Here is a 23,304-nt window from a genome sequence, read left to right on the forward strand (position 1 = left end):
GCTGGTTCGGCCTCGTCATTGCCGTCACACAACGCCGGAGGATGACTCAGCGCACCTTGTCCGCGATCCAGCGCAGGATGAAGTCAGCCACCTCTAGGTTGTTCTTGTCCTGCATCATCATGTGCGAGTTGCCTTTGATGCCCACGTCGGGAAGCCGCACCAGGCTCGCCCTGCCTGCCTCGAGGCGATTGATCCGCTCGACCACGGCCTTGCGTGCCTCGTAGCGAGGCTGGCCCGTGAACACGGGAGCGTCGAGATGGTCGCCGAACAGTTCCAGCACGGGGACACCTCTGTAGGCCGCGATCTGCGCGTCGGTGGGAACGACCGACTGCGCACCCTCGATGTTGACGACCGCCTTGACCAGGGCGGGACGCAGACCGACCAAGGCATCGGCAAAGGGCCCCGCCAGCGAGTGCACCACGACGATCGCGGGCCCGATATCGTCCAGCAGCGCCGCGAGCGCCTGCGGGGCCGTGCCCATGCCACCTCCCTCGAGCATGGCCTCGGCAAAAGGCACGCCCTGGGAAGCGAATCGCGGGAACGCCTCGACCGGGAACTGGGTATCCGGATACGCCGTTCCGTGCGAAGGCCCGAAGCGAAAGAGAGGCCAGGCAAGTTCGGCAGTCACCATCAACACACTGGCGGGCAGCCCCGAGACGCTTCCCTCGGCCTTGGCCTCGTTGATGGCTGTCGAGTTGAAGCCGGAGCGTCCGCGCCCGGGCGTGTCGACGACGTAGACGGCATGACCCTTGCGCACGAGGTAGGTTGCCCACCCCTCCCGTCCGTCGGGAGTGGTCTCGTAGCTCATGCCGGTCAGCCCACCGCCATGCACCAGCACGATGGGGATGGCGCTGGTTCTGCTTGCGGGGACGCGGTAGTGCACGTACATCTGGTTGACGGTCACCGTCCCTGGGCGAACCGGACCGGCAGGCGAAACCCCCGCATGTTTGGAAGTGACGGCCTTCCCATTGACGAAGAACATTCCTTCGTCGGCCAGGTTCAGGGGCCCGCCGATCGAGGCCGCGGCGGCGGCCCCGATGCTCCCGCATCCGACCACAAGCGCGCAGGCCGCGGCGGCGATCTTTCCGGACATGTGAAGCATGAAGAGTCTCCGTCGTGTTCGTGGTAGTCCACGAATTAGAGGTCTTCGAATGCGACGCGTCCAACGAGGAAAGCAAATGAACTCATTGGGTCCGCTCATTGACGAGCCGTGCGCCGGCCAGGGTTGTTCAACGATCGCGCACGGTTGCGCCACAGACCTCCGCCACGAGCGAGCGGAACCATTGATGAGCAGGGTGAGCATGCAGGCGCTCGTGCCAGATCAACTTGTACAGGAGCTTCTCCACTTCGAACGGCAGGTCCCGTGTCACAAATTTGTTCTTGACCATGAGCTTGCGAGACTGGTCATGGAGAAGGTCGTTGGGAATGCAGACCAGCAAGTCACTGTCGGCCACGATCCGCAGTGCGTCGGCGAAGCGGTTGACGACCGCGACCACGCTGCGGCCGCGGCCATGCAGGCTGAGCCAGCTGTCGACGATGCCCATGTCCTGGCCCGACGGCGATACAAGCACATGCCGCGCTTCGGCAAACGCATCCAGAGACATCGCGCGACCGAGTTCGTGCCCTCGCCTCATGACGCAGACGTAGTGGTCCGCGCGAAGACTGTGCACGTGGACGCTGTGGGGCAGCGTTGGAAACATCCCGACTGCGCAGTCCAGCGTGCCGCGTTCGATCGCCTCGAGCGAACTGGCATTCGTGTGGTGGGAGAACACGACGCGTCCGAAAGGTGAGGCTTCGCTCAGCTTCAGCGTGATGCCGGAGACCGCCTGGGATGCAAGGCTGTCGGTCACCGCGATGCGAAAGGTGGTGGAGTCCGCACGAGGATCGAAGTGCTGCGGCGCGATCGAGGCGCGCAAGACGGCAAGCGACCGATGGATCTCAGGCCACATCGCCATCATCCGCGCCGTCGGCCGAACGCCATCGGGGACCTTGATGAACAAATCGTCGTTGGTCAGTCGGCGGGCGCGACGAAGCGCGTTGCTGACGGCGGGCTGGGTCATCGCGAGACTGGCCGCTGCGCGCGTGACGTTGCGTTCGAGCATGACGGCTTCCAAGATGGAAACCAGATTGAGATCCAGCCGCACGTTATTCACTGGAATGATGACGATACCGGCGAATTCCAAATTGGACGCGTGCATCCATGCGGGTGAAGATGCGTGCAAGAAATACGGCGGACGCTGAAAGCGCGATATTGCATGATCAGGCTGGCTACTTACTCTCCATTGTTTATGTCGCTGCTCGCTGGAACCGTCATGGCCGCCGAACCGGTCATGGCACCCACGGGCCAGCTGCGAGCTGCATACATCGTCGCCAACCTGGCGCAGGCGCGCCGCGATCCCGCCACCGGCGTCGTCTCGGGCGTGGTGGCCGATCTCACCCGTGAGCTGGGTCGCAGAGCGGGCGTGCCGACGGCCATTGCACCTCTCGCGACGGCGGCTGATGTCCTGGAAGCAGTGCGAAGCGGATCGGCCGACATCGGATTCGTAGCCCCGAATCCGCAGCGAAAGGGCACGGCGCTCTACTCCCAGACGTACATGCTGGTGCAACAGAGTGCACTGGTGCGCGCCGACTCGAAGATGCAGTCGGTCCGGGACCTGGACGGTGCCACACAAGCAGTTGGCGTGAACACGGACGACAGTGTGGGCGTATGGCTGCAAGAGCGGCTGGGCGCCGCGCGTGTTCGTGCAACGCCCGACTACACGCTGCGAGAGGCCGTCCAATGGCTCACGGACGGAAGCGTGATTGCCTTTGCCGGCAACCGGCAGCGACTGGCAGCCAATACGCGAGACGCATCGGGACTTCGGCTGCTGCCCGACAACTTCTATGGCGTACCGCAAGCGATCGCAGTTCCTCTAGACCGCAGTGATCGACTGAAGTGGATCAACGCGGCGCTGGACGACCTGCGCGCGAGCGGCTTCCTGGCGGATTCGGTGTTGCGCAGCGGCGTGGATGGACTCGACGTCGCACCGGCCGAGCCGCGCGGCCGCACAACCCGATAGGACGCGCAATGGCAGAACGAAAGCTCACTGGAAAGATCGCGCCCGAGCGCATCCTCATGACGGCGCTCCCCAGACCCGACCCTGATCTGATCGCCGGTTTCCGCTCGCTCGGCGACGCAAGCGGCATCCTGTCGGACATCATGGACGAACTCGGCATCACGGGCGTGCTGCCCGCCAGCTGGTTCAGGCCGACGATGGCAGGCGCGTGCATCGTCGGCCCTGCATTGACAGTGCGCAACATCGCGTTGCGCGAGCACCCGTATGAAGCTGCCCGCGCAAAGGTCAACGGGATGGCCGAGTTCGAAGCGCACAACCTGGCCGAGTCGGGCGATGTCATCGTGATTGACGGAGTGGCGGGTGTCTCGAACATGGGCGGCATCTCGGCGCAGACCGGGAAGCGCCAGGGCGAGGCTGGCGCGATCGTCAGCGGCGGCATCCGCGACGTGCCGCACTCGCGAAACGTCGGCTACCCGGTGTGGGCCACCGAAGTGACGCCGATGACAGGCAAGTGGCGCATCGAGACGGTCGAGATCAACGGCGACGTGAACATCGGCGGCGTTCGCGTTTCTCCGGGGGACATCGCATTCGCCGACGACACCGGCGTCTGCTTCATTCCTCGAGCCAGGGCGCGCGAAGTGCTGGAACTCGCCCTGAAGAAGGCCGCCGCCGAGGAGCGCAAATGCCGGCTCATCGACGAAGGCCTCCCCGTCGCGGACCTGCCGACGAACGCCTGAAGCGGATCACCCATGAACATCGCCATCCTCGACGACTACGCAGACGTTGTCCGCAAGCTGGACTGCTTCAGCCTGATCGCGGACAAGGCCGTCACCATCTACACCGACTACGTGAGCGACCTCGATGTGCTCGCCGATCGGCTCCAGGACGCGGAAGCGATCGTGCTGCTGCGCGAGAGAACGCCGGTCGGCGAGGCGCTGCTGCAACGCCTGCCGAAGCTCAAGCTGATCAGCCAGAACGGCCATGTTCCGCACATCGACCTTGCGGCATGCACGCGTCATGGCGTGCTCGTCAGTGCGACCTTGACGTCGCGGCCCTCCTACGCGGCAGCGGAGCTGACATGGGGCTTGATGATTGCGGCCCTGCGCCACATTCCGTTTGAAGTCGAAGCGCTGAAGCAGGGGCGCTGGCAGAGCACGATAGGACGGGGGCTGCGGGGCCGCACGCTGGGCATCCTCGGCTACGGCCGCATCGGAAAAGTGATCGCCGGCTACGCCAAGGCTTTCGAGATGCCGGTGCTCGTGTGGGGGCGCGAAGGCAGCCGCATCGCGGCCGAGGGCGATGGGCTCGCGATGGCAAGAGACCGCGCCGACTTCTTCCAGCGCTGCGACGTGATCTCGCTGCACTTGCGGCTCAACGACGACACGCGCGGGAGAGTCACGGCCGACGACCTGGCACGCATGAAACCCACATCGCTGCTGGTCAACACCAGCCGTGCGGAACTGATCGACCCTGGCGCGCTGGTGGCTGCATTGAAGGCAGGCAGGCCGGGGATGGCGGCGGTCGACGTGCTGGACCACGAACCAGTCCTCGGCGCCGCCGACCCGTTGCTATCGCTTCCCAATGCAGTGTGCACCCCGCACATCGGCTACGTCGAGATCGACAATCACGAGATCGCCTACGGGAACGCGTTTCGGCAAATCCTGGCCTTCGAGGCCGGCGAGCCGATCGCCGTTCACAACCCCGAGGTGCTGCGCACACTCCGGGCCTGATCGACCGGATGCTCGCCGTACGGCCGAATTGATTGGGAGACATACACATGTGCTCATGGCGCTTCTGCGCTTTCGTAGCGTTTGCCTTGTCGAGCCTCATCCCTGGGTTTGCCGTTGCGCAGCCCTATCCGAACAAGCCCGTCAAGATCGTCGTGCCGTTCACGCCAGGCGGCAGTCCCGACGTGCTCGCCCGCACCGTGGCGCAGAAGCTCCAGGAAATCTGGGGACAGCCGGTGATCGTGGAGAACCAGCCGGGCGCCGGCGGGGCGATTGCGGCCAAGGCCGTGGCGCACGCGCCCGCGGACGGCTACACCTGGCTGGTAGCCCCGAACAGCGTGCTGGTCTTCGCGCCGTTGCTCGGCGCGGTCCCTTACGACCCCGTCAAGGACTTCGCCCCCTTTGGTCTTGCGATCTCCGTGCAGAACCTGCTCGTGGTCCATCCGGCACTGCCGGCCAAGAACGTCAAGGAATTGTTGGCGCTTGCGAAGGCGCGGCCGGGACAACTCACCTACGCCTCCGGCGGACCGGGTTCGCCGCAGAACTTCTCGCTCGAGTTGCTCAAGAGCATGAGCGGAACATCGATCCAGCACGTTCCCTACAAGGGCGCACAGGCCGCGCTGCCGGACCTGCTCGCGGGGCGCGTGGATCTGTTCCTTGGCCAGGCGAATGCGTTGCTGCCGCATATCGAGTCCGGGCGCCTGCGGCTGCTTGCCGGTACGGGCGCAACGCGCTATGCGTCGCTGCCGCAGCTGCCGACGGTGGGCGAAGCCCTGCCCGGTTTTTCCGTCGACATCTGGGCGGGTTTCGTCGCGCCGGCGAAGACGCCTGCGGATGTGATCCGCAAGGCGAATGCCGATGTCATGCGCGTCCTCGCCATGCCGGACGTCCAGGCAGTGCTTGCCAAGCAAGGAATCGAGGTTCGTTCGAGCACGCCGGAAGCGATGGCGACCGTCATCGAATCCGATCTGAGAAGCTGGGCCCGGGTGGTCAAAGAGGCGAACATCAAGGCCGAGTAATAGGCGCCGCAGTGCGGTGCCGGTGCGGCGCGTTCAATGAGGAGAATCGAGATGAATCTGAATCTGCAAGGCAAGGTGGTCCTGGTGACGGGCGGCAGCAAAGGCATCGGCTTGGCATGCGCGCGGGCCTTTGCGGCCGAGGGCGCGCGCGTGGCGATCGCTTCGCGAAGCGAGGAGAACCTGCGCGCCGCCGCTGCCGAACTGGCCAGGGAAGGCTTCGACGTACTTTGCGCCGTGGCGGACTTCATCGACCCGCGCAGCGCCTTCGCGGCAGTCGCGCAGGTGGAAGAGGCGCTCGGCCCGATCGACGTGCTGGTCAACTCGGCCGGCGGCGCAAAGCGCGTCGTGCCGGCGGAACTGAACGCGCAGGCCTGGCGAACCGCGATGGACGCCAAATACTTCAGCTACGTGCACGCGATGGACGCGGCGCTGAAGTCGATGGTCGCGCGGCGCGCGGGATCGATCGTCAACATCATCGGAACGGGTGGCAAGGTCGCGAGCGCGATGCACCTGCCGGGCGGGGCGGCCAATGCGGCCTTGATGCTGGTATCCGCGGGCCTGGCCAACGCATGGGGCGGTCACGGCATTCGCGTGAACGCCATCAATCCGGGGGCGACCTATACCGACCGCGTGAAGAACTCGCTCGAGACGGAATCGCGTCTGACCGGCAAGCCCGAGGAAGAACTGCTGAAGGCCAACGAAGCCCGAATCCCGTTGGGTCGCTACGCGCATCCTCAGGAGATTGCCAACGCGGCCGTCTTTCTCGCATCGGACTGTGCCAGCTATGTGACGGGGGCGCTCATCACGATGGACGGCGCTCTGACGCCGATGGTGGTCTAGCAAGTATTCAGTGGCACAGAGCCGACAGGAGCAAGCGGTCGTCAGCTTGTTATGCCGCGCTTGCGCGCACGGTAGGCCAGTTGGGGACGCGTGACGCCCAGCACACGCGCTGCCGCGGAGAGGTTGCCCCCGCATTGTTCCAGCGCACGGCGTATCAGCGCCTCTTCCGCTTGCCCCAATGAACTGGAGCCGGCGCGGTCTGGCACGGCGTGGCCTGCAGGCGTGGCCTGCGGGGTCGGGGCACCGGCAGCGCCCACGCCCGCCAAGTGGCCATCCGGTCGTACCGACAGCACGTTCTTGTCCAGCGTCTCGCCGCTTGTGAACAGGTGGTGAACTTCGAGCAGGCCGCCCTCGGGGGCGACGATCAAGGCGCGCTCGATCAGGTTTTGCAGTTCGCGGATGTTGCCGGGGTAGTCGTAGTTCAGAAGCGCCTTGACAGCGGCTTGCGTGAAGCCAGTGACCTGCCGGTCGTGCTTGCGGCCGTAGTGCTGCAGAAAATGGCTCATCAAGAGAGGCACGTCATCGCGTCGCTCGCGCAGCGGCGGCAGGTGAATGGGAAAGACATTGAGCCGGAAGAACAGGTCGTCGCGAAACTTGCCCTCGCGCACAGCCTGGCGCAGATCGACGTTGGTGGCCGCGATGACGCGCGTGTCCACCTGTACGCTGCGCGTGCCACCCACGCGCTCGACTTCGCCCTCCTGCAGCGTGCGCAGTAGTTTGCCCTGGGCCGCGTAGCTCAGCGTGCCGATCTCGTCCAGAAACAGTGTGCCGCCGTGGGCGCGCTCGAAGCGTCCCGGCCGCGCCGCGCCGGCGCCGGTGTAAGCGCCGCGCTCCACTCCGAACAGCTCGGACTCGATCAGCGTCTCCGGAATGGCCGCGCAATTCACCGCGACGAAGGGCTTGTCGCGCCGCGGGCTGATGCTATGCAGCATGCTGGCGAACTTTTCCTTGCCGACGCCGGACTCACCGGTAAAAAGCACAGTGGCTGTGGTCGGCGCAACGCGATGCAACAGGTGGCAGGCCGCGTTGAAAGCCGATGACGCGCCCACCATCGCGTCGCTTTTGCGCGGCGGCGTGGGCAACTCCGCGGCCTGCGGCGCCGCGTCGCCGTACTGCGACACTCCGACGAAGTCGCGCGCGCGCAGGTAGCGCATGTCTTCTTCCACATCGTCCCAGCGCTCCGCCGATTTTCCGATCACGCGGCACTGGCTCTCGCCCATCGAGCGACAGGCGACTTCACGGAACACCACCAGCCGCCCGAACAGGGTGCTGACGTAGCCGGTGGCATAGCCCACCTGCATCCAGCAGGCCGGCGAGCCGCCGATGCCGTAGGCCGCGATGTGCTCGTCGTCTTCGCTCGAGTGGTGCCAGACGAATTCGCCCTCGTAGTCCGAGGTCTCGGGGTCATAGCGCGCGTGCACCAGCTCGACCTTCACCAGGCCTTCCAGGGCATGCAGGCGGGTGCCGGCCATCGCGGCCGCGGCCGGCTCGGCCTCGGGCCAATGTTCGCGCACCAGCCGCGCGTCGCGCGCGCCGCTGACGTAGCCCGCGCGCGTGAACAGGCCGCGGGCCTTCTCCTGGCCCAGGCTGTCGATCAGCTCGCGCCGCAGGGAGCCCAGCGCCTCGGTATGCAGAAGCACCATGCGCTGATCCTGCAGCCAGATGCGGCCGTCACCGGGCGAAAAGAACAGGCATTCGCTGATGTCGGCAATCGTCGGGTGCTCTTCGCTGCTCACATGCGAGGCCTCGAAGCGGCTCATCGCACGCGCCACTTCGGCGCCGTCGAAACGGCCCAGCGCGGCGCCGGTGGCGCGCGCCACCTCGGCCAGCGAGATCCGCTCCGGGACCGGTGAGGCAGTGGCTTTGGTCAATTTCGAGCTCATCGTTTGGTGAAACGCGTGACCGATTTTTCATCATTTGATGAAAGCGCTGATCAGGGTAAACCAGTTATTCAAGATAACTATCAAGACTCCGGGAATTCCCCTAATCCTCAAATGAAAAACAGCGTCGCGCAGCGGCGTCGGCCCACCCCGCCGCGGCGCCGCTGGTATGCCCGTTGCGAAAAGAAGGCAGTGCCGCGGGCATTTCCACCCGCGGCCAGCCGATCAACTTTTTTCGCAAGGGGTGAGTCATGGGTGTTTCGGAGAAGCCGGCGTTCCTGGACGCGGCGGCCTGGACCGGCAAGGTGTTCAACGGCGGGTGGGTCGCATCCGCAGGCGGTGTGCGCGACGTCGTCGAGCCGGCCACGGGCAAGGTGATGGCGGCCGTCGGCATCGCCGACGCGCAGGACGTGGGGCTGGCCACGGCCGCCGCGGCGCAAGCGCAGAAAAGCTGGACGCAGGTTGCGCCGCGTGAGAAGGCCGCGGTGTTCCAACGGGCCGCGGCGTTGTTCCAGCAGCACTTCGACGAGCTGGCGCTCTATGTCGCCCGAGAGAGCGGCGCCATCCTGCCCAAAGGACAGCATGAGGTGCGCGAGGCCATCACCCTGTGCCATCTGGCGGCGGCCATGCCCCTGCAGGCGCAGGGGCAGATCCTGCCGAGCGCGAGCGGCACCACCAGCCTGGCGCGGCGCGTGCCGCGTGGCGTGGTGGGCGTGATCTCGCCCTTCAACTTTCCGCTCATCCTCACCATTCGCGCCGTGGCGCCGGCCCTCGCGGCCGGTAACGGCGTGGTGATCAAGCCCGACTCGCGCACGCCGGTGAGCGGCGGCTTCATGATCGCCCGCGTGTTCGAAGCGGCAGGCCTGCCCGCCGGCCTGCTGCAGGTGCTGCCCGGTGACGCCGCCGCCGGTGAAGCCCTGGTGACCGATGCGCACGTGCCGATGATCGCTTTCACCGGCTCGCCCGCCGTGGGCCGGCGCATCGGCGAACTGGCGGGGCGTCATCTGAAGAAGGTCACGCTGGAGCTGGGCGGCGCCAACTCGCTGATCATTCTGGAAGACGCCGACCTCGACATCGCGGCCAGCAATGCCGCCTGGGGCGCCTACCTGCATCAGGGGCAGATCTGCATGGCGACCAATCGCATCATCGTGCACGAGAGCATCGCCGCTGCCTTGACCCAGCGGCTGGTCGCGAAGGCCCAGCACCTGCCGGTGGGCGACGGCGCCAGCGGCCAGGTGGCCCTGGGGCCGCTGATCGACGCCAGGCAGCGCGACCGCGTGCACGCCATCGTGCAGGACAGCATCGCGGCCGGCGCGCAGTTGCTGGCCGGCGGCAGCAGCGACGGCCTGTTCTACAAACCCACGGTGCTGGCGGGCGTGAGGGCCGGCATGCGCGTGTACGACGAAGAGGTGTTCGGCCCCGTCGCCAACATCATCACCTTCAAGACCGACGACGAGGCCGTGGCCCTGGCCAACAACCACCAGGGCAGCCTGGCCTCGGCGGTGATCTCGCCCTCGATCGGACGGGCCATGGCGATTGCCGCGCAGTTGAACTCCGGCATGGTCCACATCAACGACCAGACCGTCAACGACGAGTGCGTTAACCCCTTCGGCGGCCCTGGCATCGCCGGCAACGGCAGCAGCGTGGGCGGCCCGGCCGACTGGGAGGAATACACCCAGTGGCAGTGGCTGACCATCAAGCAGGCGCCGCATCCCTATCCGTTCTGAGTGTTATCGACTGAACCCCGAGGAGACATTTCATGCAGCTTCAAGGAAAGACCATCGTCGTCACCGGCGTGTCGTCGGGCATTGGCGCCGAGGTGGTACGCGTCGCGCGCTTTGCCGGCGCCCGCGTCATCGGCATGGACCGCAACGACCCCAGCCTCACGCTCGACGGCTTCGTCAAGGCCGACTTGAGTTCTGTCGCCGCCATCGATGCGGCTGTGGCGCAATTGCCCGATCGCTTCGACGCGCTGTGCAACATCGCCGGTGTGCCCGGCACGGCGCCAGTCGAGCTGGTCGCCGACATCAACTACCTGGGGCTGCGCCATCTGACTGAACAGGCGCTGCCACGCATCCCGCGTGGTGGTTCCATCGTCAACGTGGCCTCCATCCTCGGCGCCGAATGGCCGCAGCGATTGGAACCGCACAAGGCCCTCGCCGCCGCGCAAGGCTTCGAGGCCGGCGCCCATTGGCTGCGCGACCACCCCGTGCCGCAGGAGACCTGCTACCAGTACTTCAAGGAAGCGCTGATCGTCTGGAGCGCCACGCAGTCGCAGAAATGGTTTCTGGAACACGGCGTGCGCATGAACTGCGTCGCGCCCGGTCCGGTGTTCACGCCGATCCTGGGCGACTTCGTGAGCATGCTCGGCCAGGAGCGGGTGCAGGCCGATGCGCACCGCATGCTGCGCCCCGGCTTCGCCGACGAGATCGCGCCGGTGATCGCGTGGCTGTGCTGCGACCAAGCGCGCTGGATCAGCGGCGCCAACATCCCGGTCGACGGCGGACTGGCATCGACCTACATCTGAGCCGCAATCCACACAACAAATAGAGAGACGAGGAGACACGATGACATCTGCATTCATTCCCTTCCGCCCGCGAGCGCTGGTCCTGGCAGGCTCCCTGGCTTGCGCCTTGCCGGCGCTGTCGATGGAACTGGAGTCCAGCGACCCCGACGCCAAGATCCGGCTGGACTTCACGCCCAAGTACAGCCTGGCATCTCGGCTGAAGGAGCCTTCGGCCGTGCTGACCTCGCCCGCGGCGCGGGGCGACGGCGGCGTGACCAACGAGAACGATGGCGACGCCAACTTCAGGAAAGGCGTGGTCTCCAACCGCTTCGATCTGCTGACCGAGTTCGACTTCAACCACCGCAACTGGGGCGTGCGCCTGAGTCACGCGGCCTGGTACGACTCCAAGTACCTGGGCACCAACGCCAACGACGGCTCGCTGGGCGTGAGCAACCAGCTGGGCCAGGCGGCCAACGAGTTCATTCCCGCTACGCGAAGCCAGCACGGCCGGGGCCAACAGTTCCTCGATGCATTCGTCTATGCCAAGGGATCGCTCGGCGACATGCCCGCCTCCATTCGCGTGGGCAAGCACGCGCTGCAATACGGCGAGAGCCTGTTCTTCGGCCAGAACGGCATTGCAGCGGCGCAAGGGCCGGTGGACATCGCCAAGATTGCCTCGGTGCCCAACTGGCAGTTCAAGGAAGTGTTGCTGCCGGTGGAGCAGATCTCCGGCACGCTGCAGGTGGCCGAAGGCGTGACGCTGGGCGGCTACTACCAGCTCAAGTGGCGGCCCAGCAAGATCCCCGGGGTCGGCAGCTACTTCTCCAATCAGGACTACATCGGCGGCGGCCGCGTGTACTTCGGCCCGCCGCTGCCGCCGGTGCTGGTCACCGACGACAGCAAGAACCAAACGCCCGGCAACAACGGCCAGTTCGGCGCGCAGTTGCGCTGGTCGCCGACCGGCAGTGCCTTCGAGTACGGCTTCTATGCGGCGCGCTACAACGACAAGACGCCGGCCGTGCCGGTGTTCGACCTGATCAACGGCAACGCGCACACCGTTTACGCCAAGGGCATCAAGACCGTGGGCGCCAGCGTCACGTCGTCGATCGGCCAGCTGAACTGGGCGCTCGAAGGCTCGATGCGCGCCGACGCGCCGCTCACCAGCGACCCGGCCGTGCTGGGCGGCGCGCCCTTCATGCCGCCGGTCAATTGCGATGGTACGGCGGCGAACCCGTGCTATGCCATCGGCAAGACGGCCCACCTGAACCTGTCGGGCATTTACGTGCTGAAGAAGTCCGGCCTGTGGGACGGCGGCGTGGTGCTGGCCGAGCTGGCGTGGAACCGCGTGATGAGCGTCACCAAGAACCCGGGCACGACCGGCTTCGGCGGGCTGGACCCCAACACCACGCGTTCGGCCGCCGCCTTCCGCATGATCTTCGAGCCGCAGTACTTCCAGGTGCTGCCCGGCCTGGACCTGTCGATCCCGATGGGCCTGGGCTACAACTTCGGCGGCCGCTCCTCGGCGATCTTCAACTTCGCGGGCGGCGCCACCAATGCGGGCGATGTGACCCTCGGCATCAAGGGCAAGTACCAGAACACCTGGAACATCGGCCTGAGCTACACCGCCTTCTTCGGCAGCGAGAACACCTTCACGGTCGCCGACGCGCGCACGCCCACGCGCATGTTGTCCTATGGCCAGACGCTGAAGGACCGCAACTACCTGTCGTTCACCGTCTCCCGCACTTTCTGAAAAAAACTCATCGAGACACACCATGATGCACATCGCAAAACAATCATTGCTGCTGGCCGCCTTGCTGGCATCCGCCGCTTCGGCGCAGGCCGCCGTCAGCGCGGATGAGGCCGCAAAGCTCAAGTCCACGCTGACCCCGGTAGGCGCGGAGAAGGCCGGCAACAAGGCCGGCACCATCCCTACCTGGGACGGCGGCCTGGCCAAGGCGCCACCCGGCTACAAGAACGGCGACGTGCGGCCCGACCCGTTCGCGGGCGAGAAGCCCGTGCTGTCGATCAACGCCAAGAACATGGCGCAGTACGCCGACAAGTTGACCGACGGCGTGCAGGCGCTGATGAAGAAGTACCCCGACTTCCGCATCGACGTCTATCCCACGCATCGCACCGCGGCGGCTCCGCAATCGGTGTACGACAACACCTTCAAGAACGCGACGCATGCCAAGACGGTGGATGGAGGCCACGGCGTGGAGGGCGCCTGGGGCGGCATTCCGTTCCCCGTTCCGAAGGACGGCTACGAGGCGATCTGGAACCACCGCCTGGCGTGGAAGGGCGGCAACTACGCCATGCCCGTTCGCGTGTGGGTGGTGACGTCCGACGGTCGGCGTGCAATGGCTTCGGGCGGTGTGCAGACGGTGCGCCAAGCCTATTACGACAAGGACGGCAGCGCCGAGAAGTTCGACGGCTACTACCAGTTCGGCAAGTTCCTCGTGACCGAGCCCGGCTCCAAGGCCGGCGAGGCCATCCTGGCGCACGACGGCATGAACGAGTCGGTGCCGCGCGGCCTGTGGCAATACCTGGTGGGCCAGCGCCGCGTGCGCAAGGCGCCTTCGGTCGCCTACGACACGCCCGACTCGGTGACCTCGGGCATTGGCCTGTTCGACGAAGCCTTCAACCTGTTCGGCCCGATCGACAAGCACGAGCTGAAACTGGTAGGCAAGAAGGAGATCTACATCCCCTACAACAACAACCGCGCGGCCGCCGCCAAGGTGGACGAGCTGGTCACGCCCAATACGCTCAACCCGGCGCAGGTGCGCTGGGAGCTGCACCGCGTGTGGGAAGTGGAGGCCACGCTGGCTGCGGGCAAGCGCCACGTCGTGCCCAAGCGCAAGTACTACATCGACGAAGACTCCTGGCAGATCGTGCTGTTCGACGGCTGGGACGCCAACGGCCAGTTGTGGCGCACCAACTATTCGCTGATGCTCACCGCGCCGGACATCCCGGCGGTGACCAGCTTCGTGCTGTGGGGCGGCTATGACATGCAGACCGGCGCCTATTACCTGAACATGGCCTCCAACGAGCTGCGCAAGCAGTACGAGCTGTTGCCGCCGATTCCGCGCACATTCTTCAGCCCGGAAGCCCTGGCCAACGAGGGCGGACGCTGATGGCCGATGCGGCACCCATCGGGCTGACACGGCGCGCGGCCGTGGTGGGGCTGGCCGGTTGTGCGGTGCCCGCGCTGCTGCCGATGCGCGCCCGTGCCGCACCGGCCACGCCCGCGGTGCTGTCGTTGCCGGCGGTGGTCACACCCAAGGCGCTGGGCGCCGCCATGCTGGCAGTGGGCCGTGCAGGCACGCGCCTGGTGGCGGTGGGCGAACGCGGCACGGTGCTGCTGTCGGACGACCACGGCGCGCGCTGGGCACAGGCCCGGGTGCCGCTGCAGGCCACGCTCACCAGCGTGTGCTTCGTCAATGAGCGCACCGGCTGGGCGGCGGGCCACCTGGGCACCATCCTGTGCAGCGATGACGGCGGGCAGAGCTGGCACAAGCAACTCGATGGCATGGCCGCGGCGGCACTGGTCGCCGCGGCGGCGCAGCGCACGGGCGACGCTACCGCGATCAAGCATGCGCAGCAGCTGGTGACGGAGGGCGCGGACAAGCCCTTCTTCGACCTGGAATTCACCGACGCGGAGCGCGGTTTCGCCACCGGCGCGTACGGCCTGATGTTCGCCACGGCGGACGGCGGTCAGAGTTGGGAGCCCTGGCTCGGGCGGCTGCCCAACCCCAAGAGCCTGCACCTGTACGGCGTGCGCGCGGCCGGCGGCACGCTGGTGGTGGCGGGCGAGCAGGGCCTGCTGCTGCGCTCCGTCGATGGCGGCGCCACCTTCGCGCCACTGCCTTCGCCCTACAAGGGCAGCTTCTTCGGCCTGCTGCGCACGCGTGGAGGTGCGCTGGTGGCCTACGGCCTGCGCGGTTCGGCCTTTCGCTCCAGCGACGATGGCGCGCACTGGGACAAGCTGGACAGCACCACGCCCATGACCGTGGGCGCGGGCACGGCCTTGCCGGGCGGCGGCTTCGCGCTGGTGACGCAGGCCGGCGATTTGCTGCTGGCGCGCCAGGACACGGCCGCGCTGCGCCGCATCCCCTCGCGCGAGCCCGTGCCCGTGGCCGGTATCGCCGTGGCCGCCGACGGCGCCCTCGTGCTGGCCAGCCTGCGCGGCATGCGCCGGCTGCCCGCGCCGCCGCTCGACTGAAAAAAGAACCGCTTTAACGCCTCATGCATACCGACTCTCCCTCCAGCGCGCAGGCCGTCGTGGCGCGCATCGAAGACTTCGACGCGCGCTCCGGCTCGGCCGTCGAACGCGCCTTGTTCAATCACCGCCCTTGGGTGCTGGCCCTGTGCCTGTTGCTCACCGTGACGCTGGGCTGGCAGGCGCTCAAGCTGCAGCTCAATGCCAGCTTCGAAAAGACGCTGCCCACTGGCCACCCCTACATCGTCAACTACCTGGCCCACAAGGGCGACCTGGGCGGCCAGGCCAATGCGATGCGCGTGGTCGTGCAGGCCCGCCAGGGCACCATCTTCGACAAGGTCTACCTCGACACGCTGCAGAAGATCAACGACGAGATCTTCCTGATGCCGGGCGTGGACCGGCCCTTCATGAAGTCGCTGTGGACTTCCAACACGCGCTGGGTGGCGGTGACCGAAGAGGGGCTGGATGGCGGACCGGTGATTCCCAACGCCTACGACGGCTCGCCCGCGAGCCTGGCCGAGCTGCGCGCCAACGTCGAACGCTCGGGCGAGATCGGCCAGCTGGTGGCCGCCGACTTCCAGTCCAGCATCGTGTTCGTGCCGCTGCTGGACCGTCATCCGCAGACCGGCCAGGCGCTCGACTACGGCGAGCTGTCGCGCCGAATCGAAGCGCTGCGCGGCAAATACGGCAACGATGCGCTGCAGATCCGCGTGACCGGGTTCGCCAAGGTGGTGGGCGACCTGATCGAAGGCCTGCATCAGGTGCTACTGTTCTTCCTGCTGGCGTTGGCGATCTGCAGTGCCGTGCTATACGGCTACACGCGCTGCGCGCGCAGCACGGCGCTGGTGGTGGCCTGCTCGCTGGTGGCGGTGGTGTGGCAGTTCGGGCTGCTGGCGCTGCTGGGCTACGAGCTCGATCCCTATTCGGTGCTGGTGCCTTTCCTGGTGTTCGCCATCGGCATGAGCCACGGCGCGCAGAAGATGAACGGCATCATGCAGGACGTGGGCCGCGGCACGCATCGGCTGGTGGCGGCACGCTACACCTTCCGGCGTCTGTTCGTGGCCGGCCTCACCGCGCTGCTGTGCGACGCGGTGGGCTTCGCGGTGCTGGTCATCATCCGCATCAAGGTCATCCAGGACCTCGCCTTGATCGCCAGCATCGGCGTGGCCGCGCTGATCTTCACCAATCTCGTGCTGCTGCCGGTGCTGCTGTCCTACCTGGGCGTGAGCCCCAAGGCAGCCGCGCGCAGCTTGCGCCTGGAAACCGCGTCCGATGCGCAGCGCTCGCGCCTGTGGTCGCTGCTGGAGCGCTTCACCACGAGGCGCTGGGCCGTTGGCGCAGTCGCCGTGGGAGGGCTGCTCGCCGCCGCCGGTTTCGCGATGAGCCTGCACCTGTCCATCGGTGACCTGGATCCGGGTGCGCCCGAGCTGCGGCGCGAGGCGCGCTACAACCTAGACAACGACTACCTGATCGGCCACTATGCCGCCAGCACCGACATCCTCACCGTGATGGCCACCACACCAGTGGACCAGTGCACGCGTTACGGCACGCTGGCGAAAATGGACGCACTGGCCTGGCGGCTGGAGCAATTGCCCGGCGTGGAGTCCACCAACTCGATGGCGGCGCTGTCCAAGCTGGCAATGGTGGGCTACAACGAGGGCAACCTCAAGTGGTTCGACCTGCTGCCCAACGAGGGCGCGCTGGGCGGCGTTCAGACGCGCGCGCCGCGCGAGCTGTTCAACCAGAACTGCTCGTTCCTGGCGCTGTACGTCTATCTGAAGGACCACAAGGCCGAGACGCTGTCGCGGGTGACGGCCGAAGTCGAGCGCTTTGCCGCCGCCAACAACACGCCCGAGGTCACCTTCAAGCTGGCGGCCGGCAGCGCGGGCATTGCCGCGGCCACCAACATCGTGGTGCACCAGGCGATGCGCGAGATGCTGCTGTGGGTTTACGCCGCCGTGGTGTTGCTGTGCTGGGTGACATTCCGTTCCTGGCGCGCCGTGGTGGTGGCGGTGCTGCCGCTGGTGCTGACCTCGGTGCTGTGCGAGGCACTGATGGTGGGCCTGGGCATGGGCGTGAAAGTCGCCACGCTGCCGGTGATCGCGCTGGGCGTGGGCATCGGCGTGGACTACGCGCTGTACGTGCTCAGCGTCACACTGACGCGCATGCGCGAAGGCGCGAGCCTGGTCGACGCCTATGCGCACGCGCTGCGCTTCACCGGCCGGGTGGTCATGCTCACCGGCATCACGCTGGCGCTGGCAGTGGGCACCTGGGCGTTCTCGCCCATCAAGTTCCAGGCCGACATGGGCATCCTGCTGGCTTTCATGTTCGTGTGGAACATGGTCGGCGCGTTGGTGCTGTTGCCCGCGCTGGGCTATTTCCTGTTGCAGCCCGCCGCACCGGTGCTGCGGCCTGCGGCCGAACCGGCATCCGTGCCCGCTTGAGAACCGAGATCAACACCTGGACGATCGCAATGACCCACACCTCCATCCCCACCGTGCTCGCCACGGCGCCTCTCGACCCGGCGCTGGCCGGCTTTCTGGCGCAAGCCGCCGCCCAAGGCAACCCGCCGCTCGAGACGCTGCCCCCGCTGGTGGCACGCCAGATCTACCGTGACCTGGCCGCCCAGTTGGGCCTGCAGGCACCCACCATCGCGTCGGCGAACGACTGTGCCATCGACGGACCTTGCAGCCTTTTGATGCTGCGTATCTACCAGCCCGACGCGGAGGGGCCGCTTCCCTTGCTGCTCTACGTGCACGGTGGCGGCTTCGTGATCGGCGACCTCGAAACCCACGACAAGGTTTGCCGCACTTTGTGCCATGACGTGGCCGCCGTGGTGGTGGCGGTTGACTACCGGCTAGCGCCCGAGCATCCGTTTCCAGCGGCGGTGGACGACGTGGCCTGTGCGCTGCGCTGGGTGGCCGCGCACGCGCGCGAGCTCGGCGCCGATCCGTCGCGCATCGCGCTGGCCGGCGACAGCGCGGGCGCGCAGCTCGCCACCGTGGCGGCGCTGCGTGCGGCCGGCGCGATCGCGCCGCGTGCGCTGGGCCTCATCTATCCCGTCGCCCAGCACTACAGCGAACCGAGCCCTTCGATGGTCGAGAACGGCGAGGGCAAGTTCCTCACCACCGGCGTCATGCAATGGTTTGTCGACTGCTACCTCGGCGGGCGCCAAGAGCTGGCGCGGCACTCCGATTTCGCCTTGTTGCACTCGCAGGCACTGGACACGCTGCCGCCCACCTGGCTGGCCACCATGGGCCACGACCCGCTGCGTGACGAAGGCCATGCGCTGGCGCTGCGCATCGCGCAGGCCGGCGTGCCGACCGAGCACCGCCACTACCCCGGTGCCATCCACGCCTGCATTCACTTCACCGCGGTATCGACGCTGGGCACCCAGGTGATGGCCGACCTGGCCGCGTGGTTGCGCTCGCAACTATCGCCCCACTCCCACCCCAGTCACTGAAGTGAGACTGTCATGCAAATATCAAGCTTGCAGCTTGAACGCCCGTCGCGCGTTGCCTGACAGGAACAAAGGCAGCACTTCATCTCCCAACTGAAGCGCATCGATGCCGGCGAGGCATTCGGCGGGCGTGAGCATGGGGTAGTTCGTGCCGAACAACACCTTGTGCTTGCCCGGACCACGCATGAAGTGATCGCGCGCAAGTAGGCAGCCCTTCGATCACTCGGCAATCCCGGTTCGCGCGCATACGCTTCTACGCAGTGCGCCTGGCCAGCAGTGCGTCCGATTCGTGCCGCCGAGGCATGCCATCGATCGCTCCACGGCCACTTGCCGATAGCGCCGCCGCAGCGTTGGCAAGTCGCATCGCCGAGGGCAGCAGCTCGCCGCGCGCCAGCGCGGCGGCCAATGCCCCGGTGAAGGTGTCGCCCGCGCCGATGGTGTCCACCACCGGCACGCGATGCCCCGGCTCCTGCTGCGGGGACTCACCACGCCGATAGAGACGGCAGCCGGCGCCGCCGAGCGTGACCACGATGGCGCCCACGCCGCGTGCCAGCAGCAGCGCCGCCGCCTCGTCGACGGAGGCCGCGGCCGGACCGGCCAGCGCGGCCAGCTCGCCTTCATTGGGCGTGAGCACGTCGACCAGCGGCAGCAGTTCGTCGGGCAAGGGCATGGCCGGCGCCGGATTGAGCAGCGTCAGTGCACCGAGGCTGCGCGCCTGCCGGAAGGCCTGGAGCGTGCAGCCGAGCGGCACCTCGCACGAGGCCATCACCACCCGGCAGACCGCCATGGTGCCGGCCGCGGCCCGTGCATGCGCCGCGCCGAGGCCGGCACCGGCGCCGCGAAACACGGAGATCGCGTTGTCGCCGTCGTCGAAAACGTGGATCTGCGCGACACCACTGCGCTCGCCGGCGGCGCGCTCCACGTGACGCACGTCGATGCCTTCGGCCTGCCACAGCTCGAGCGCCATGCGGCCGAAATCGTCGTCGCCGATGCGGGCCACGACGGCCACGGCAGCGCCCTGGCGCGCCGCCGCGACCGCGGCGTTCGAGCCCTTGCCGCCGGGGCTGATCTCGAAGCTGTCCGCCATCAGCGTCTCGCCGCGCGCCAACGGCCGCGGGATGCGCGACACGAGGTCGGCATTCCAGCTCGCGATGCAGACTACCGTGGCAGCCATGCGCTCAGTCCCGGTCGCGGTCGATGCCGAAGGCGCGCAACTGCGCCGCCAGCCGCTCGTATTCGGCCGCGTCCAGCGCCACCAGCGGCGCACGCACGCGCATCCAGCCCGGCGCATCGCCCTGCAGCGCCATCACACCCTTGAAGGCCGCCGTCAGGCCGTAGCCGCCGAGGATCTGGAGCAGCGCGAGCACGCGCTGCTGATCGGCGGCCGGCTCGCCGGAGCCCTTCACCAGGCGTTGCACGAGGCGCGGCATGACGTTGGCGATGCCGCTGACGGCGCCGACGCTGCCGCGTGCGGCCAGGGTCTGGAGATCGGGCTCGTTGCCCACCCACACCTGCATCGGCGGCATGAACGCCTCGGCGTAGGCCAGCGAATCCTCGCGCCGGCAGCCGCTGTCCTTGAGACCCACGATCGTGTCCGGGTACAGCGTCTTCAGCGTGCGGATCACGTGGTGGCTCAACCCCACGCCCGATACTTGCGGGATGTGATAGAGCACGATGCGCAGCCGTGCATCGCCGACGCCGTCGATGATCCACCGGTAGGCGTCGATCACGCCCTGGTCGGACACGCCCTTCAGAAAGAAGGGCGGCAGCAGCAGGCAGCCATAGGCACCCAGCTCGACCGCGTGCCGGGTCAGCGCCAGCGCATCCGGCAGTGCGGCGCAGCTGGTGGAGACCAGGATGCGCCCCGCCGGTACGCCCCGCGCCACCAGGCCAGCCAATGCATCCATGCGCTCGGCCACGCTGAAGGAAGGCCCTTCGCCGGTGGTGCCGAAGGGCGTGACGCCGGTGCAGCCGGCGTCGATCAGGCGCAGCGCGTGCGAGGCGAAGCGCGGAATGTCGATGTCGAGCTTCGCATCGAGCGGGGTCAGCAGCGCGGGCCAGATGCCGGCATAGGGAATGGGAGAGGCGGTGTTCAAGGTCGGGACTTTCGCAAATGGGAAGAGACAAGGCCAGGGAAGAAATGCGTTTCAGCCATCGGCACCGAACTGCTCGTCGAGCCGCTGGTGGGCCGCGAGGCCGACGATGCGGGTGAAGTCGGCATAGGCCAGCGAGGGAACATCGCGCGGCGTGCCGTCCTGCCGCAGGCGGGCCAGCGCCTGCTCGACGGCCAGCGCCGCGCTGAAGAGCGCGGTCACGGCGTACAGCACCACGGCAAAGCCCATGGCCTGCAGATCGGACGCGCTCAGCGCAGTGGTCTCGTTGCCGTCGACGATGGAGACGATCTTCGGCCCGGGCAGCTGCCGCGCCACGGCCTCCACCTCGGCGATCTTCTTGATGCCGTCGACGAAGACCAGGTCGACGCCGGCGTCCTGCCAGCGCCGGGCGCGCGCCAGCGCTTCGTCGATGCCGGCGGCGGGCAGCGCATCGGTGCGCCCGATGATCAGCATGGGATCGCTGCCGCGCGCAGCGACCGCGCAGCGCAGCCGACGCTCGTTCTCGCGCGCATCGATCAGGCGGATGCCGGCCATCTGGCCGCAGCGCTTCGGCGCCACCTGGTCCTCGAGGTGGATGGCGGCCACGCCGGACTGGACGTACTCGCGCACCGTGCGCTCGATGTTCGACGGGCCGCCGTAACCGGTGTCGGCGTCGGCGATCACCGGCACGCCGACGGCGCGCACCATGTCGCGCGCGTGGCCGGTCATTTCGGTCTGGGTTAAGAGGCCGATGTCGGGCTGGCCCAGCCGCGACGCGGTGGCGCCGAAGCCGGTCATGTAGATGGCCGGGAAGCCGGCGCGCTCGATCTGCCGCGCGCTCAGCGCGTCGTAGGCGCCGGGCGCCTGGACGATGGAGCCGCCGGCAAGCAGCGCCTTGAGGGACAGTGCGGGATGTGGGGTCATCTCAATTCATCATCAGGCCGCCGTCGATGTTGATCGACTGGCCCGTCATGTAGTCGGCTGCCTGCGAAGCGAGAAACGTCGCCAGGTCGGCCACATCCTCGGGGGTCTGCGCCCGGCCCATGGGCACGGCCGCCACGCGCTGCTGCCACGCCTGGCCCCGGGGCACGCCCTGCAGCGCGGTCCAGTCGCGGTCCATGCGCTGCCACATGTCGGTCTCCACCAGCCCGGGGCAGATCGCGTTGACGGTGATCTGCGGCGCGAAGGCGATGGCCGCCGACTGGGTGAGGCTGATCACCGCCGCCTTGCTGGCGCGGTAGTGCGGGATCACCGCCGCGATCGCGCCGGCGCCGCTGCGGCCGGCGATCGACGCCATCAGCAGGATCTTGCCGCGCGGCCTGCCTTCGGCCAGCGGCGGCTGCGCCAGCATCTGCCGCGCCGCCGCCTGCAGCGTGAGGAAGCTGCCCTTCACGTTGACGCCGAGCATGCGGTCCCAGTCGCTGCCATCCAGTTCGAGCAGCGGCTTGAGCTGCATGATGCCGGCGTTGCAGACCATCACGTCGAGGCGGCCGAATGCGTCGACCGCGCGCCCGACCAGTGCCGCGCAATCCTCGGCACGCGTCACGTCGGCCGGCACGCCGAGCGTGTCGAGTTCGGCCGCCGCGTCAGCGCAGGAGCCGACGTCGATATCGGAAACCACGACCCGTGCACCCTGTCCTGCGAAAGCCCGCGCCAGCGCACGGCCGATGCCCTGCCCGGCGCCGGTGACGGCCACCACCGGCCCGCCGCTCGCGGCCTGCATCACGGCGCCACCTTGCGCTGCAGCGCTTCGCCGGCAACGTAGGTGCGGTTCCACACCGGAGAGATCACCAGCTCGTTGATGCAGACGTGCGGCGGCATCTCGGCGATGAAGCGGATCGTGCGCCCCAGGTCCGCCTCCTGGAGCATGCGCGCCTTCTCCGCGTCGGTCGGCTGCACCGGCCGCTTCTTCAGGATCGGCGTGGCGACTTCGCCCGGGCACAGCGCGGTGGCGCGCAGGCCGTTGACGCACTCCTCAATGTTGAAGGAGTGCGTGAGCGCCATCAGCGCGGCCTTGCTGGCGGTGTAGGCCGGTCCGGTCAGGTACTCGTAGTGCCAGCCCGCGAAGGAGGCGACGTTGATCACCGTGCCCTCGCGGCGCGCGCGCATGCCCTTGGCCGCCGCCAGCGTGCAGTAGGTGGCGCCGTTCAGGTTGACGGCGACCACCTGCTCGAAGGTGGCCGCGTCGGTTTCGCACCAGTAGCGCTTGGGGAAGTTGATGCCGGCGCTGTTGACGAGGATGTCGATGCGGCCTAGCTCGACCTCGATCGTCCGCGCCACCACCGCGACGGCCGTCGCATCCGCCACGTCCAGCGGCGCGGCCGTGATGGCGCCACGCGGCGCGCCGAGGCGCTCGGCGGCCTCGATGCCCGCGTCGAGCTTGGGCGCCTCGCGCCCGGAGATGACGACCCGGCAACCGGCAAGGGCCAGTTCGGTCGCGCCGGCCCATCCGATGCCGCTGCCGCCGCCCGTGACCCAGGCGACCTTTCCGGAAAGACTCATCGTCG

The 23,304-nt window shown here is 67.6% G+C and carries 21 protein-coding genes; 12 read left to right on the forward strand and 9 right to left on the reverse strand.

What is annotated here, in order from left to right; translation table 11 throughout:
* Positions 1 to 46: 46 nt before the first annotated feature.
* The gene (locus ACSQ9A_RS20340) at positions 47 to 1,093 is read right to left on the reverse strand and encodes a lysophospholipase (protein ID WP_436304922.1); all 1,047 of its coding nucleotides are present in this window, start codon (positions 1,091 to 1,093) and stop codon (positions 47 to 49) included.
* A gap of 136 nt (positions 1,094 to 1,229) precedes the next feature.
* Positions 1,230 to 2,183 carry a LysR family transcriptional regulator gene (locus ACSQ9A_RS20345; protein WP_436304923.1) on the reverse strand — a complete coding sequence of 318 codons (954 nt, stop codon included), beginning with the start codon at positions 2,181 to 2,183 and terminating at the stop codon, positions 1,230 to 1,232.
* 129 nt (positions 2,184 to 2,312) lie between these two features.
* Between ACSQ9A_RS20345 and ACSQ9A_RS20350 the strand changes: the two genes are divergently transcribed.
* The 5 genes from ACSQ9A_RS20350 to ACSQ9A_RS20370 all read left to right on the forward strand — a co-directional run bounded on the left by ACSQ9A_RS20350 (position 2,313) and on the right by ACSQ9A_RS20370 (position 6,642).
* Positions 2,313 to 3,059: a transporter substrate-binding domain-containing protein gene (locus ACSQ9A_RS20350; protein ID WP_436304924.1), complete on the forward strand. Its 747-nt coding sequence runs from the start codon at positions 2,313 to 2,315 to the stop codon at positions 3,057 to 3,059.
* A gap of 8 nt (positions 3,060 to 3,067) precedes the next feature.
* Positions 3,068 to 3,793 carry an RraA family protein gene (locus ACSQ9A_RS20355; RefSeq protein ID WP_436304925.1) on the forward strand — a complete coding sequence of 242 codons (726 nt, stop codon included), beginning with the start codon at positions 3,068 to 3,070 and terminating at the stop codon, positions 3,791 to 3,793.
* Positions 3,794 to 3,805: 12 nt separating this feature from the next.
* Positions 3,806 to 4,786 carry a D-2-hydroxyacid dehydrogenase family protein gene (locus ACSQ9A_RS20360; RefSeq protein WP_436304926.1) on the forward strand — a complete coding sequence of 327 codons (981 nt, stop codon included), beginning with the start codon at positions 3,806 to 3,808 and terminating at the stop codon, positions 4,784 to 4,786.
* A 182-nt stretch (positions 4,787 to 4,968) separates the two neighbouring features.
* Positions 4,969 to 5,802, forward strand: coding sequence for a tripartite tricarboxylate transporter substrate-binding protein (locus ACSQ9A_RS20365; protein WP_436304927.1), 834 nt, complete (start codon positions 4,969 to 4,971; stop codon positions 5,800 to 5,802).
* Between the two features lie 51 nt (positions 5,803 to 5,853).
* Positions 5,854 to 6,642, forward strand: a complete 789-nt coding sequence (locus tag ACSQ9A_RS20370) for an SDR family oxidoreductase (RefSeq protein ID WP_093102767.1) — start codon at positions 5,854 to 5,856, stop codon at positions 6,640 to 6,642.
* Between the two features lie 41 nt (positions 6,643 to 6,683).
* On the opposite strand, the gene ACSQ9A_RS20375 is transcribed toward ACSQ9A_RS20370, so the two are convergent.
* On the reverse strand, positions 6,684 to 8,513 hold the full coding sequence (locus tag ACSQ9A_RS20375) for a sigma 54-interacting transcriptional regulator (RefSeq protein ID WP_436304928.1): 1,830 nt from the start codon (positions 8,511 to 8,513) through the stop codon (positions 6,684 to 6,686).
* Between the two features lie 260 nt (positions 8,514 to 8,773).
* Between ACSQ9A_RS20375 and ACSQ9A_RS20380 the strand changes: the two genes are divergently transcribed.
* The 7 genes from ACSQ9A_RS20380 to ACSQ9A_RS20410 are packed head-to-tail and all read left to right on the forward strand — an operon-like array spanning position 8,774 to position 18,707.
* Positions 8,774 to 10,249 carry a benzaldehyde dehydrogenase gene (locus tag ACSQ9A_RS20380; protein WP_436304929.1) on the forward strand — a complete coding sequence of 492 codons (1,476 nt, stop codon included), beginning with the start codon at positions 8,774 to 8,776 and terminating at the stop codon, positions 10,247 to 10,249.
* A gap of 32 nt (positions 10,250 to 10,281) precedes the next feature.
* Positions 10,282 to 11,049: a coniferyl-alcohol dehydrogenase gene (locus tag ACSQ9A_RS20385; RefSeq protein WP_436304930.1), complete on the forward strand. Its 768-nt coding sequence runs from the start codon at positions 10,282 to 10,284 to the stop codon at positions 11,047 to 11,049.
* A gap of 40 nt (positions 11,050 to 11,089) precedes the next feature.
* Entirely contained in the window at positions 11,090 to 12,778 is a 1,689-nt protein-coding gene (locus tag ACSQ9A_RS20390) for a DUF1302 domain-containing protein (protein WP_436304931.1), read from the forward strand.
* Between the two features lie 22 nt (positions 12,779 to 12,800).
* Positions 12,801 to 14,159 carry a DUF1329 domain-containing protein gene (locus tag ACSQ9A_RS20395; RefSeq protein ID WP_093102759.1) on the forward strand — a complete coding sequence of 453 codons (1,359 nt, stop codon included), beginning with the start codon at positions 12,801 to 12,803 and terminating at the stop codon, positions 14,157 to 14,159.
* Positions 14,159 to 15,247, forward strand: a complete 1,089-nt coding sequence (locus ACSQ9A_RS20400) for a WD40/YVTN/BNR-like repeat-containing protein (protein ID WP_436304932.1) — start codon at positions 14,159 to 14,161, stop codon at positions 15,245 to 15,247. Before ACSQ9A_RS20395 ends, ACSQ9A_RS20400 begins: the two co-directional genes overlap by 1 nt.
* 23 nt (positions 15,248 to 15,270) lie before the next feature.
* Positions 15,271 to 17,688: an efflux RND transporter permease subunit gene (locus ACSQ9A_RS20405; protein ID WP_436304933.1), complete on the forward strand. Its 2,418-nt coding sequence runs from the start codon at positions 15,271 to 15,273 to the stop codon at positions 17,686 to 17,688.
* 29 nt (positions 17,689 to 17,717) lie between these two features.
* A complete protein-coding gene (locus ACSQ9A_RS20410; RefSeq protein ID WP_436304934.1) occupies positions 17,718 to 18,707 on the forward strand; it encodes an alpha/beta hydrolase in 990 nt (329 codons plus the stop codon).
* A 21-nt stretch (positions 18,708 to 18,728) separates the two neighbouring features.
* Here ACSQ9A_RS20410 and ACSQ9A_RS20415 read toward each other — a convergent pair whose 3' ends face one another.
* From ACSQ9A_RS20415 to ACSQ9A_RS20440, 6 genes are all read right to left on the reverse strand, one after another.
* Positions 18,729 to 18,890 (reverse strand): amidohydrolase family protein, encoded by a 162-nt coding sequence (locus ACSQ9A_RS20415; RefSeq protein ID WP_436304935.1) that lies wholly within the window; start codon positions 18,888 to 18,890, stop codon positions 18,729 to 18,731.
* Between the two features lie 67 nt (positions 18,891 to 18,957).
* Positions 18,958 to 19,878, reverse strand: coding sequence for a ribokinase (locus ACSQ9A_RS20420; protein WP_436304936.1), 921 nt, complete (start codon positions 19,876 to 19,878; stop codon positions 18,958 to 18,960).
* A 4-nt stretch (positions 19,879 to 19,882) separates the two neighbouring features.
* Positions 19,883 to 20,800, reverse strand: coding sequence for a dihydrodipicolinate synthase family protein (locus tag ACSQ9A_RS20425; RefSeq protein ID WP_436304938.1), 918 nt, complete (start codon positions 20,798 to 20,800; stop codon positions 19,883 to 19,885).
* Positions 20,801 to 20,851: 51 nt separating this feature from the next.
* Positions 20,852 to 21,721, reverse strand: a complete 870-nt coding sequence (locus ACSQ9A_RS20430; protein WP_436304939.1) for an isocitrate lyase/PEP mutase family protein — start codon at positions 21,719 to 21,721, stop codon at positions 20,852 to 20,854.
* Between the two features lies 1 nt (position 21,722).
* Complete coding sequence (locus ACSQ9A_RS20435) at positions 21,723 to 22,520, reverse strand: SDR family NAD(P)-dependent oxidoreductase (RefSeq protein WP_436304940.1); 798 nt, start codon at positions 22,518 to 22,520, stop codon at positions 21,723 to 21,725.
* Positions 22,520 to 23,299, reverse strand: coding sequence for an SDR family oxidoreductase (locus ACSQ9A_RS20440; protein ID WP_436304941.1), 780 nt, complete (start codon positions 23,297 to 23,299; stop codon positions 22,520 to 22,522). The genes ACSQ9A_RS20435 and ACSQ9A_RS20440 overlap by 1 nt, the downstream gene beginning before the upstream one ends.
* Between the last annotated feature and the right edge of the window lie 5 nt (positions 23,300 to 23,304).

Source organism: Variovorax sp. LjRoot290, assembly GCF_964253985.1.
Classification (GTDB): domain Bacteria; phylum Pseudomonadota; class Gammaproteobacteria; order Burkholderiales; family Burkholderiaceae_C; genus Variovorax.